This is a genomic window from Streptomyces sp. NPDC096205, assembly GCF_044763135.1.
Lineage (GTDB): Bacteria > Actinomycetota > Actinomycetes > Streptomycetales > Streptomycetaceae > Streptomyces.
Map to the genome: position 1 here is coordinate 107326 of NZ_JBIWFS010000002.1, position 12181 is coordinate 119506.

General features: G+C 69.9%; 9 protein-coding genes. 1 reads left to right on the forward strand and 8 read right to left on the reverse strand.

Features of this window, described 5'->3' with window-relative positions:
- Nucleotides 1-125: 125 nt before the first annotated feature.
- Nucleotides 126-2327, forward strand: coding sequence for a family 43 glycosylhydrolase (locus ACIQ6Y_RS06920; protein ID WP_404033938.1), 2202 nt, complete (start codon nucleotides 126-128; stop codon nucleotides 2325-2327).
- Here ACIQ6Y_RS06920 and ACIQ6Y_RS06925 read toward each other — a convergent pair.
- From ACIQ6Y_RS06925 to ACIQ6Y_RS06960, 8 genes are all read right to left on the reverse strand, one after another.
- Nucleotides 2320-3117, reverse strand: coding sequence for an HAD family acid phosphatase (locus tag ACIQ6Y_RS06925; RefSeq protein WP_404033940.1), 798 nt, complete (start codon nucleotides 3115-3117; stop codon nucleotides 2320-2322). The two genes, ACIQ6Y_RS06920 and ACIQ6Y_RS06925, sit on opposite strands and share 8 nt — an antisense overlap.
- A 73-nt stretch (nucleotides 3118-3190) precedes the next feature.
- Complete coding sequence (locus tag ACIQ6Y_RS06930) at nucleotides 3191-4240, reverse strand: dienelactone hydrolase family protein (protein ID WP_404033942.1); 1050 nt, start codon at nucleotides 4238-4240, stop codon at nucleotides 3191-3193.
- 4 nt (nucleotides 4241-4244) lie between these two features.
- Nucleotides 4245-5276 (reverse strand): pectinesterase family protein, encoded by a 1032-nt coding sequence (locus tag ACIQ6Y_RS06935; RefSeq protein ID WP_404033944.1) that lies wholly within the window; start codon nucleotides 5274-5276, stop codon nucleotides 4245-4247.
- 2 nt (nucleotides 5277-5278) lie between these two features.
- Nucleotides 5279-6379: a pectinesterase family protein gene (locus tag ACIQ6Y_RS06940; RefSeq protein WP_404033946.1), complete on the reverse strand. Its 1101-nt coding sequence runs from the start codon at nucleotides 6377-6379 to the stop codon at nucleotides 5279-5281.
- A gap of 104 nt (nucleotides 6380-6483) precedes the next feature.
- Entirely contained in the window at nucleotides 6484-7761 is a 1278-nt protein-coding gene (locus tag ACIQ6Y_RS06945; protein WP_404033948.1) for a polysaccharide lyase family 1 protein, read from the reverse strand.
- Between the two features lie 52 nt (nucleotides 7762-7813).
- Entirely contained in the window at nucleotides 7814-8611 is a 798-nt protein-coding gene (locus ACIQ6Y_RS06950) for a rhamnogalacturonan acetylesterase (RefSeq protein ID WP_404033950.1), read from the reverse strand.
- Nucleotides 8612-8758: 147 nt separating this feature from the next.
- Nucleotides 8759-10099 carry an ABC transporter substrate-binding protein gene (locus ACIQ6Y_RS06955; protein ID WP_404033952.1) on the reverse strand — a complete coding sequence of 447 codons (1341 nt, stop codon included), beginning with the start codon at nucleotides 10097-10099 and terminating at the stop codon, nucleotides 8759-8761.
- Between the two features lie 89 nt (nucleotides 10100-10188).
- Nucleotides 10189-12162: a pectinesterase family protein gene (locus ACIQ6Y_RS06960; RefSeq protein ID WP_404033954.1), complete on the reverse strand. Its 1974-nt coding sequence runs from the start codon at nucleotides 12160-12162 to the stop codon at nucleotides 10189-10191.
- Nucleotides 12163-12181: the final 19 nt, after the last annotated feature.

The following is a 12181-nucleotide window of genomic DNA, read 5'->3' on the forward strand; positions in this document are numbered from 1 at the left end:
CGAAAACCACCGAAACTTTCGCTTCCGCTGAGCCCGCCCGCACCGATTGACCCGCTGTCCCCCACTGGTGACACTCCGAAGGCACGCCATTCAACAGAATCCCCCAGACTCTCACAGGATGTGCCATGCACCCCGGCAGGCTCGTGCTCCCCCTACTGGCCCTCCTCCTCTCGCTGATGTCCGCCCCGCCCGGCACCGCAGCCCCAGGAGCTCCACCCGTGAAGCAACCCCACTACGCCGGCTACCTGTTCGCCTACTTCACCGGCGAGGGCACCGCCGACGGCGAGCAGATCCGCTACGCCCTCAGCCGCGGCAACGACCCGCTGCACTGGCGCGAACTGAACGCCGGGAAGCCGGTGCTGACCTCGACCATCGGCGAGAAGGGCCTGCGCGACCCGTTCGTCATCCGCTCCCCCGGGGGCGACAAGTTCTTTCTGATCGCCACCGACCTGCGCATGTACCGCGGCTCCAGCGGCAGTTGGGACCAGGTCCAGCGGCACGGCAGCAGGTCGATCATGGTCTGGGAGTCCACCGACCTGGTCCACTGGACCGACCAGCGGCTGGTGAGGGTCTCCCCCGACAACGCGGGCAACACCTGGGCGCCGGAGGCCTACTGGGACGACACGCTCGGCACGTACGTCGTCTTCTGGGCGTCGAAGCTGTACGCGGCCGACGACCCGGAGCACACCGGCTCGACGTACAACAAGATGCTGTACGCCACCACCGACGACTTCCGCACCTTCAGCGAGCCGAAGATCTGGAACGACCCCGGCTACTCGGTGATCGACTCCACGGTGGTGGAGCACGAGGGCACGTACCACCGCTACACCAAGGACGAACGCGACCCGAGCAGTTCCAGCCCCTGCTCCAAGTTCATCACCGCGGAGAAGTCGACGACGCTGACTGCGACGAAGTACGACTTCGTGGCGGACTGCATCGGCAGCGGCGCGATCAGCCGCGGCGAGGGGCCGACGGTGTTCAAGTCGAACACCGAGGACAAGTGGTACCTGTTCATCGACGAGTACGGCGGCCGCGGCTACGTCCCCTTCGAGACGACCGACCTCGACTCGGGCGAGTGGACCATGTCGGAGAACTACCAGCTCCCGGCGAGCCCCCGTCACGGCACCGTCCTGCCGGTGACGCAGGAGGAGTACGACCGTCTGCTGGCCGCCTACCCGGCGACGCCGGCCTCGGTCGTGGACGTCACCGCGAAGGGACAGCGGGGGTACGCGATCGTCACCGAGGCCGCCTCGAAGGTGGTTCTGCCGATGGCCCCGCACGCCCAACGAGCCGCTCTGGCCCCCGAGTTCGCCGTCGCCGCGGGCGCGACCCTCAGTCCGCCGTCGGGCACGCGGCGCGACTTCCGCACACCGCGGACGTACACGGTGACGGCGGCGGACGGCACGCGCCGCACCTGGACGGTCGAGGCGGTGCCCACCCGCAGCCCCGTCCTGCCGGGCCTCACCGCCGACCCCGATGTGCGCTATCTGGACGGCGAGTACTGGATCTACCCCACCACGGACGGCTTCCCCGGCTGGAGCGGCACCCGCTTCAAGGCCTACTCCTCCAAGGACCTGGTCCACTGGAAGGACCACGGCGTCGTCCTCGACCTGGGCCCGGACGTGGCCTGGGCGGACAAGAACGCGTGGGCTCCGGCGATCGCCGAGAAGGACGGCCGGTACTACCTCTACTTCTGCGCCGAGCAGCAGATCGGCGTCGCGGTCGCCGACTCACCCGCCGGCCCCTTCACCGACGCGCTCGGCGAACCTCTCGTGGCGAAGGGCCGGTTCACCGGCCAGATGATCGACCCGGCCGTGTTCACGGACGACGACGGCACCTCGTACCTGTACTGGGGCAACAGCCGCGGCTACGTCGTCCCGCTGGCCGACGACATGGTCTCCTTCGACGCCGCGCAGGTGAAGGACATCACCCCGGCGAACTTCCGCGAAGGCTCGTTCGTGGTGAAGCGGCAGGGGACGTACTACTTCATGTGGTCCGAGGACGACACCCGCAGCCCGGACTACCACGTCGCCTACGCCACCGGCCCGACCCCGCTCGGCCCGTGGACCGAGCGGGGCACGATCCTGTCGAAGCGGCCCGAGTACGGCATCCTCGGCACGGGCCACCACTCGGTGGTGAACACGCCCGGCACCGACGACTGGTACATCGTCTACCACCGGTTCGCGCTGAACGGTCCGGGCCGCCCCGGCGGGGACGGCACGCACCGCGAGACGACGATCGACCGGCTGTGGTTCGCCGCGGACGGTACCCTTCAGCCGGTCGTGCCGACCCTTGAGTCGGTCGAGCCGGTGAAGGCGCTCAGCTGACGAAGTACGTCGGGTTCGGCAGCTTGTAGGTCCGGTCGGCGTAGCCACCCTCGAGGTCGCTGTACTGGTCGCCGAAGTTGGCGACGATCTCGTACCCGAGGTCGTCCTCGATGTGCCGGCGGGTGCCGGACTTGTACTGAACGGTCGTGCAGTTCCAGGTGCCCGGCGTGGCGCACGCGCTCAGGTAGGCCGGCGGGTTCGCCTTGTCCTTGAGGAACATGTGGTCGGCGTCGAGGTTCACATCGGCGCCGACCTTCTTCAGGTTCTCGGTGGCGGCGGCGCGCTGGGACTCGCTCAGCCCGGAGTTGTAGAAGACCTCGACGCCCTTGGACTGCGCGTACCGCACCAGCTCGGGGCTGCCGAAGACGGCCGGGCGGTCGGCCCGGTTCACGTAGTCGGCCCAGGTGGCGGAGTTGTACGTGTAGTTGGTCTTCTTCTCGTAGTCGAGGCTGAGCAGCAGCGTGTCGTCGATGTCGAAGACGACCGCGGGCCGCTCGCCGTGCTTGTGGGCCTTGCGGGCCGCCTTGTCGATGTACCGCATCGCGGACGCGTCGATGTCCGCGAGATCCTGGGCGTACGGGCTGTCGGGGGACGCCTGGTAGACACCGTTCGCGTCGAGCGTGGTGCCGTAGTAGGTGTCGATGTCCTTGACGAGGAGCCCGATGTTGTAGGGCTCGTGGGTGCTGTTCGCGGTCGACTGGCCGGCCGTGGCCGCGCCGGCGCCGTACAGGGCGGCACCGGTGACGACGCAGGCGGCGGCGACGGCCGCGAGACGCAGAGGCTTATGCATGCCAGGTTTCTACGCGCGTCACCTCCATCGGGTCAAGCCACCGTACGGGGCGGCCCGTCGGCGCCCGACCAGGTCACAGGACGGTGTCCAGCCAGGTGAACACCTCGTCCTGCATGCGGGCGTCGAAGACATGGCCGCGGTCCGGCCAGGTCCTCAGGTGCAACCGCTGCTCGGCGTGACGGGAGCGCCAGACGGCCCGCAGCCTGGCGTGGGCCGCGCGGACACCGGCGGCGGGGAACAGCGGGTCGAGCCCGCCGTCGAAGAACAGCATCGGCCGTGGGGCGGCGATGCTCGCGACGTCGGGGAGGTCCAGGTGCCGGGCGAGCCCGGGATGGAGCATGTGGAAGGCGGACTGGCCCCGCAGCGCGTTGTTGCCCGGGGTCATCAGCTGTTTCAGCCCGGTCATCCAGCACACGCTCGCGGCGGCCGCGATGTCGTCGCTGAGCGCGGCCGTCTGCCAGGCGCGGAAGGCCCCCATGGAGAAGCCGAGGGCCGCGACCCGGCGGCCGTCCACCCGGTCGAGCCCGGCGAGGAACCCGGCGGCACGGGCGTCCTCGCGGGCCATGAGCCCTGCCAGGGAGGAGCCGAGCTGGTAGAGGCTGCTCGCGAGGGCCTGCTGCTGTGCGTGGGCGAGCGGGCCGCGGTCGCCCCAGCCGAGCGCGTCGGCGGCCAGCACGACATGCCCGCGCCGGGCGAGTTCGTCACCGAGGAACCGGCCGCCGTAGCACCGCTCGGCCCAACCGTGCGCGGACTCCAGGCGGTTGTCGTCGTACCAGGGCCGGACGACCTTCTCCTTGCCGATGTCGAACCGCGAGCCGTGGTCGTGCAGGAGCAGCACGGCGGGGAACGGCCCGCTGCCCTCGGGGGTGAGCAGCAGGGCCCGGACCCGCTCGTGGCGGGTGAGGGAGAGGGTGACCGACTCCTTGGTGAAGCCGTCCCCTTGAGCCCGCTCCCCGAACTCCGGGTCGTACGGCGTGCAGTCCTGCCGGTCCACGACGAGCGCCCGCTCCAGCTCGGCGCGGGCGGCCGCGCGCCAGGCGTCGAAGTCGCGCACCGGCGCGTTCCCCCAGGCCAGCGGGAAGGTCAACTCGTCCTTGAGGGTGGCATGGAAGGGCGGCAGCACGGCTTCAGGGCCTCTCGTACGGCGTCCAGTCCCCGAGGTAGGTCCGCGGTGTGTGCAGGGACGCCTCCTGCTCCGTCAGCTGCGGCCGGTTCTCCGGGACCGTGACGGCGGACCCGGGGCCGGAGTTGGCGTACTCGGCGAAGCGCATGGTCTGCCACGGGTAGGCCTCGCGCATATTGATGTACGGCGTCACCGCGTCGATCCCCGGCCCGATCCAGGTGTCCCGGACGACGAGGGAGGGCCGGGCCGTCGTCTCGTACGACGGCACCCAGGGCCGCGCGATCTTGTACGCCCCGTCCTCCGCGCCCGAGGTGATCCGGCCGCGCACGGCGAGGAACCCGTAGGGGTTGGCACGGGCGGTGGAGGGCGCGAAGACCATGCCCTTGGGGGTGAACGGCACGTCCCGCGCGAGCGTGTGGAAGCGGCAGCGGTCGAAGACGGCACGGGCCCGCCCGAAGACGAAGTCGACGTCTCCTTCGATGTGGCAGTCGCGGTAGTAGTGCCGGTCGAAGGTGTCCAGGGCGCCGGTGTCGGCGAAGAGGGTGTCCTGATGGGCCAGCAGCCGTACCCGCTCGAAGTGCGAGCGGTCGCCGGTCACGTACGCGGCGACGGCCTGGGTGCCGGTGATCTCCGGGTGGTCGGCGCGCAGCCAGTCGTTGGCGAGGGTGAGGTCGCGCACGGTGAGGCCGGGCGCGGCGGAGGTGAAGGTTGCCGAACCGGCCGTGCCGTAGGTGCCGGAGCCGTCGGGCTTCGGGGTGCCGTTGGCGTTGTCGTAGACGATGACCGTGTCGCGCGGGTCGCGGGTGGCGCCGCGCAGGGTCAGCCCGGCCTTGTCGGCGGGAATCTTCACGACCTCCCGGTAGGTGCCGGGGTGGACGACGATCGTCCAGCCGGGCCCGGTCACCGCGTCGACGGCGGCCTGCACGGAGTCGCCGGGCCGGACGTGCAGGACGCGTCGGCCGGCGGCGAGGGCGGAACCGCCGGAGGTGGCGACAAGCCCGGCGGTGATCCCGGCGAGGAGGGTGCGGCGGCGCATGCTCAGCACTCCTTCCACGGGGTCCAGTCGCCCAGATAGGCCGCCCGGGTGGCCGACTCGCCCTGTTCCTCGGTGAGTTGGGGGCGGTTCGCGGGGTCGGTGATCTCGGCCCCCGGCCCGGTGTTGCGGTACTCGGCGAAGCGCTGCTGCTGCCAGGGGAAGGAGTTCGACATGTTGGCGTAGGGCGCGACGGCGTCGATGCCGGGCCCGAGCCAGGTGTCGCGCACGGTCAGCATCGGACGGGCGGTCGGGTCGGAGCTGGGCACCCAGGGCCGGGCCAGCTTGTAGTGGGCGTCGGGCGCCTCACTGCTGACGCGGCTCCTCGTCACCAGGTAGCCGCGCGGGTTGGCCCCGGCGGTGGACGGCGCGAACACGAAGCCGTACGGCGCGGCGGCGAGGTCGGTGCGGTCCAGGGTGCGGAAGTGGCAGTGCGCGAAGACGGCGGTGGCACGCCCGAAGACGAAGTCGACGTCGCCCTCGACATGGCAGTGGGCGTAGTACTGCCGGGCGAACACACCGAGCGCGACGGAGTCGGCGTACAGGGTGTCCTGGTGGCCGAGGAAGCGGCAGTGGTGGAACGCGGCCCGGTCGCCCTGCACCTTGATCGCGACGGCCTGGGTGCCCGAGACGCCGGGGTGGTCGGCGCGCAGCCAGTCGTTGGCGAAGGTGATCCAGCGGGCGGTGAAGCCGTCGGAGCGGATCAGGGTGGTGGCGGAACCGGAGGTGCCGTAGGTGCCGGAGCCGTCGGGCTTGGGCGTCCCGGCGGCGTTGTCGTACACGACGACCACGTCGCGCGGGTCCTCGCTCGCTCCGATCCAGGACATCTCGGGGGCGGCGACGGCCACGGTCTCCCGGTAGACGCCGGGCGCGAGGACCAGGGTGTACCCGGTTCCGCCGGCGGCGTTAACGGCGGCCTGGACCGTGGTGAAGTCGCCGCGGCCGCGCGGATCGACGTAGAGCGTCGTGGCGGTGAGCCGGGCGGCCGGTGAGCCGTAGCGGCCGAAGGACCCGTGCGGCGGGCGGGTCCCGGCGTACGCGGGCAGCGGCGCGAGGCCGAGGGCGGCGCCGGCGACGAGGAATCCCCGTCGGGAGAGGCTGGCCATGGGGAGGTGCTCCTTCACGGTGCGGGGCGTGAGGGGATGGGCCGGGGCGGACGGGCCCGTGATGGGGCCGCGGTGCGGACCGCCCCGGCCGGCTCGGGGTGCGGTCAGCGCAGCCGGCCGGCGCCCGCGCGGTGGCGGACGAGACCGGGCACGGCCCACGCGGGGTCGACCTTGGTGCGCAGCTCGGGCGTCCAGCCGGCGCCGGACTGGAGGGTCTCGGCGGGGATCTCCGCGTTGTGCACGGCGATCAGGTCGACGGGCGTGCCGTTGACGAGGTTGCCCGCGGCGGTGAGCGGCGCCTCGTTCCACTTCTTGAGGATCTTGGCGGGGCTGACGCCCGCGGGCAGCGTGAAGGCGTTGTGCTCGGCGACGAGTTGCGACTCCTTGCCGATGCCGAAGCTGTAGGAGTAGGTGGTGTCGCCGATGAAGTGGTTGTTGTACGAGTCGACCTGTCCGAAGCGGACGCGGGGCGCACGCTCGACGAGGTCGCGGAACAGGTTGTGGTGGAAGGTCACCTTCAGGTGACCCCGGTCGGTGGCGGTGGTCGCGGCGTTGTCGCTGTTGCCGATCAGGATCGTCTTGTCGTGGTCGGCGAAGACGTTCCAGGAGGCGGTGACGTAGTCGGAGCCGCGGACGATGTCCAGCTCGCCGTCGTGCTGCTGGTAGAGCATCCCGAAGTAGGTGGGGGCGGCGCTGTCGGGGTGGCTGCCGTCGGTGAAGGTGTTGTGGTCCATCCACACATGGGTGGAGCCGTACACCACGACGGAGTCGTACTCGGAGTTCCAGTTGCCCTTGGACCCGTCCTTGGGGTCCCACTGCGGGAAGCAGTCGATGGGGCTCTCGAAGGTGAGGTTGCGGACGATGACGTTGTCCACGCCCTTGATCTGGAGGCTGGCGCCCTTGAGGCCGGCGCCCCGGCCGACGCCGATGATGGTGGTGTTGGCGGGCACCTCCACCTTGATGAGCTGGTCCTGCACGGCGGCCGACGCACGCCGCAGTCCCTCGGGGCTGTCGTCGGGCTCGCCGTCCAGCCGGGTCTCCAGCCCCCAGGTCTCGGGGGCGTACTTCTCCAGGTAGGCGGCGAAGTCGTAGCCGGGCACGGCGAGGGCGTCACAGCCGTCGGCGACGGCGTCGATGGTGCCCCTGACCTTGACGATCTTCGGCGCGGAGCCGCCCTCCGCGAGCGCGGCCCGGAACTCCGCCAAGGTGCGGACGGTGGAGACGTGCTCGGCGTCGGCGGCGGCGCCTCCACTGGTGCCGGTCCCGTACGACCCCCACCCGTCCCCGGCCGGCAGCACCTGTCGGGCGACGTCGTGCCGCCCGCCGCCGTGCGCGACGGCGCCTCCGGTGACGGACAGCACCAGCGCGGTGCAGCCGAGCACAGTAATGACACGTCCATGACATTTACGGATATTCACGCTGCGGCTCTCCTAGTTACTCGACATCCGACGGCCAGGTGATCCACGAGTCCGGGATCTCGTCCTCCAGCCGGAGCACGTCCCGCGGCGCGAGCACCCGGGCCCGCACCAGCTCCCGCGCCACCATCCGGGCGACCGCGATCGCACCCGGCGGATTGAAGTGCGTGTTGTCCTGCTCTGTCGCGGTCCAGTTGAAGTACGCCTTGGTCTCCTCGACCCCCAGCTCCTGCCACAACGCCAGCGACAGCGCCTGGACGTCGAGCAGCGCGACCCCCTCCTCGGCGGCCAGCGCCCGCATCGCCGCCGGGTACTCCCCATGGCTGGGCAGCGCCTTCCCCGCGCCGTCGAACCTCCGCCGCTCCACGGACGTCGCCAGCACCGGCCGGGCACCTCGCGCCCGCGCCCCCTCGACATACCTCCGCAGATACTCCTGATACGTCGACCAGGGCTCGGTGTACCGCGTCGGATCCGTCGTCTTCTCGTCGTTGTGCCCGAACTGGATCAGCAGAAGGTCCCCCGGCCGGATGGCCGAGAGAATGACATCCAGCCGCCCCTCGTCGATGAAACTCTTCGAACTCCGCCCGTTCACCGCGTGATTGGAGACGACCCGGTCCTTGTGGAGAAAGAACGGCAGCGCCATTCCCCACCCGGTCTCGGGCGCGGCGGAGACATATTTCTGGGCGGCGGTGGAGTCACCGGCGATGTAGAGCGTGCGGCTGGAATGCCGTGAGGCATGAGCGGGGCTGCTGACGGCAGCGCCGAGGGGAACGGCGGCAAGTGCGGCGGCAGCGACCTGTCGACGGCTGAGGGACACGCCTTGAACCTTTCAACGGAGGGCGAGTTATCAGGGGCGCGGGGCAGTATCGATGTGCGGCTACCGCCGCGTGCGCGCGACCAGCCAGGGACGGCCCGCACCCTGCACAGCACAGGCCGCCCCACGGCGAGACTCAGAAAAGAACGGTCAGCCGTTCTGCTGCTTCCACTCCGCCTGAGCCTCGTTCAGCTGCTCGGCAAGCCCGTCCAGGAATTCCTTCGCACTCATCTTCCCCAGCAGCACCTTCTGGAAGTTCGGCTCGTTGTCGGCCTTGGAAATGGTGTTCCAGTCAGGCAGGTAGTACGGCAGCTGCACGATGGTCGTCGACCCGTCGGTCAGCGCGGCAGCGGCCAGCTTCGTCGGCTCGGCCTTGGTCACCCACGCGTCCGAAGCCGCCTCCGTGTTCGCCGGCACCTGCCCCGCCGACTCGTTGAACTTCGAGTTCTCCGCGTGCGACAGCGCGAACTCGATGAACTTCCAGGCGGCGTCCTTGTTCTTGGAGTTCTTGAACAGTCCCAGCCCGTCGACCGGGTTGGACACCTGGACCCGCTTGCCGGCGGAGCCCACCGGCTGCGGAATGCCCCGGAACTTCTCCGTCCCGAACGCCTTCACATGGTCCTGGTACGAGCCCAGGTTGTGGTTCAGCATGCCGATCGTGCCGGAGTCCCACTGCGCGACCATCTTGGTGAAGTCGTTGTTCAGGTCGGCCGCGGGGGTGCTCTTCTTGAACAGCCCGGCGTACTTCTCCAGTGCGGCGACGTTCTTCGGGTCGTTCACCGTCGTCTTGTCGCCGTTCCAGAACGACGTGATCCCGGACTGCCCGTACATGGAGTCGAGCGCCTGCGCGATGGAGCCCGCGCCGCCCCGGATCGTGTAGCCGAACTCGTTCTTCTTGGCGTCGGTCAGCTTCTCCGCCGCCTCGTAGAACTTGTCCCAGGTGGTCGGCTCGTCGAGGCCCGCCTTCTCGAACAGGTCGGTGCGGTAGTAAAGGACGCCGTTGTTGGCGGAGGTCGGGATCGAGTACAGGGTGCCGTCGCCGCCGCCGGCGGCCTTCATGGACTCGACCATGTCCTTGTTGAGCATGCCCTTCAGGGCGGACTTGTCGAGCCGCTCGTCCAGCGGCTCCAGCGCGTTCTGCGCGGAGAACCCGGCGAGCATGGCCGCGCCGACACCGCCGACGTCCGGCAGGCCGCCGCCCTGGATGGCGGTGTCGACCTTGGACTGGTACTCGGTGGAGGCGATACCGACGTACTCGACGTCGATGTCCGGGTTGGCCTTCTCGAAGTCGGCGATGATCTCCTTCCAGACATCGGTGCGGACACCGCCGTTGTTGTCCCAGAAGACGATCTTGCCCTTGCCGTCGCCCTCGGCGCCCGTGCCACCGCCGCCACTGCCGTCGTCGCCGCAGGCGGTCGCGGTCAGGGCGAGCACGGATCCCAGGGCCACGGCCGCGGCGGCCCGCCTGCTTCTGCTGCTGCTGATCTTCATCGGTCGGCTCTCTTCTTCTGGATCCAACGGGATTCCATCGGGGGACATGAAGTCGGGGATTCCATCGGGGGATATGAAGTTGTGGGGGGTCAGCGGGTGTGCGGCGCCCAGTCGTCGGCGCCCCGGAGGTAGTCGTCGACGCCGTACGACTCCACGTCGGCGTCACTCATCTGCGGCCGGTCCGCGCTCACCACGGCACCCGGGCCGTAGGTGTGCCACTCCGCGAACCGCGCGTCCTTCCACGAGAAGCCGCTCATGTCGGTCCACGGCGCCGACTTGATCGCGGCGGGCAGCTCGGTCTCCCGGATCAGGACCTGGCCCACGGCGTCCGGCTCCCCGCCCGGATGCCAGGGCCGGCCGAGGTGGAAGGACCCCTCCGGGGCGTCGCTCACGATCCGCGACCGGGTGATCAGGAACCCGTACGGGTTGCCCTTCCAGGTCGAGGCGGCCGTGATGTAGCCGTTGTTGCTGGTGGAGCCCCGGCTCAGGGCCCGGATCACCGACCGGTCGATGACGGTCGTCGCCCGCCCGTAGACGAAGTCGACGTCGCCCTCGATGTAGGAGTCGCGGATGTAGACCCGGCTGACGGTGGTCAGCTTGGGGCTGTCGGTCATCAAGGTGTCCTGGTTGCCCAGGAAGGCGGTGTCCTCGAAGACGATCCGGTCACCGGTCGTCTTCACCGCCAGCGCCTGCTCGCCGTTCAGCTCGTGCGCGGCCTCGTCGAAGTCGTTGCTGAAGGTGAGATGGCGCGCCGTGACGTCGCTCGCGGCGATCCGTACGGTGGCGCTCCCGTTGGAGCCGCCGTACGCGGCCGGTGTGTCGTAGACGATGACGGTGTCGGACCGGTCCTGTCCAGTCCCCTGCACAATGATGTTCGGCTTTGTCGCGGGAATGTAGACCTTCTCGCGATACGTCCCCGGTGCGACGGCGAGCGTCACCGGCACGTCGTTGCCGTCCGGCACGGCGTCCACGGCGGCCTGCACGGTCGGGTACGCGCCCGGGACGTGCAGGACGACCCCGATCTGCCGCTGCGGCCCGGAGAACCGCCCGACCAGCGCCGGCACGGCGGCGGCCGGGTCCAGCCGGTAGGCGTAGAACTCCCGCGGATCGAAGGCGGCACCCCACTCGTCGTGCCGGCCCGTGGTGTTCCTCAGGATCGACCCGCGCTGCACCAACTCCGCGGTGGCGTCCGCCTGATAGGGGTGCTGGACGTCGTCGTAGTAGCTGTTCTCGATGACCATCTTGGTGCGCCCGCGCGACCAGTTGCCGTACGTCCACACGGGGTCGCCCGGATCGGCCTGTGCCGTCAGGTAGTTGTTGTACAGGTGCGCGTAGGCGGCGTTGTCCACGGACGGGTTGCGCTGCTTGGTGCGGGCGAACCAGTTGTGGTCGATCGTGATCTGGGTGCGGACGTTCGACGTCCAGCCCAGCCCGAATGTCTTGTTGTTGTTCTCGAAGCGGTTGTAGGAGACGGTCACGTACTCGCTGTCCTTGCGGATGTCGAGCTGGCCGTCGCAGATGTTCGAGAAGCGGTTGTGGTCGACCCAGACGTGATGGGCGGTGTCCATCTGGATGCCGTCGAAGTCGGTGTCCTTGCAGTCCCAGTTGCCCTCGACCGCCGAGTCGCGGATCGTCAGATTGCGGATGATCACGTTGTGCGTGCCGGGGTTCAGATGCAGCTCGCCGTGGACGATCTCGCCGGTGTCGCCGACGCCGATGACCGTCTTGTCGGAGGCCACGTCGATCTCGGCACCGAACGGCTCCACCGCGATCGAGCCCTTGACCCGGATGACGTACGGCTCCTCGGCCGCCGCGTACCGGGCCAGCGAGGCCGCGTCGGTGACGGTGACGATCTTGCCGCCGGCCCCGCCGGTGGTGCCGCCGGCGAGGGAGGCGAAGCCATGGGGCACGTCGGTGAAGCGGGTGCCCGCCGCGGTGGCGGGAGCGGCCGGTGCGGCCTGGGCCTCCCCCACCGACCCCAGGCCGAGCGAGGCGACGAGGGCCGCGGCGGCGGCCACGGCTCTGCCGGCGCCCGGCAAGCGCTTGCTACGGAGGTGCGTCATTGCGGCTCCCAACAGGCTG

Excerpts from the sequence above, each read along its gene's own strand:
- ACIQ6Y_RS06920 (WP_404033938.1), top strand. The coding sequence starts at position 126 with ATGCACCCCGGCAGGCTCGTGCTCCCCCTACTGGCCCTCCTCCTCTCG.
- ACIQ6Y_RS06925 (WP_404033940.1), bottom strand. The coding sequence starts at position 3,117 with ATGCATAAGCCTCTGCGTCTCGCGGCCGTCGCCGCCGCCTGCGTCGTC.
- ACIQ6Y_RS06935 (WP_404033944.1), bottom strand. The coding sequence starts at position 5,276 with ATGCGCCGCCGCACCCTCCTCGCCGGGATCACCGCCGGGCTTGTCGCC.
- ACIQ6Y_RS06940 (WP_404033946.1), bottom strand. The coding sequence starts at position 6,379 with ATGGCCAGCCTCTCCCGACGGGGATTCCTCGTCGCCGGCGCCGCCCTC.
- ACIQ6Y_RS06955 (WP_404033952.1), bottom strand. The coding sequence starts at position 10,099 with ATGAAGATCAGCAGCAGCAGAAGCAGGCGGGCCGCCGCGGCCGTGGCC.
- ACIQ6Y_RS06960 (WP_404033954.1), bottom strand. The coding sequence starts at position 12,162 with ATGACGCACCTCCGTAGCAAGCGCTTGCCGGGCGCCGGCAGAGCCGTG.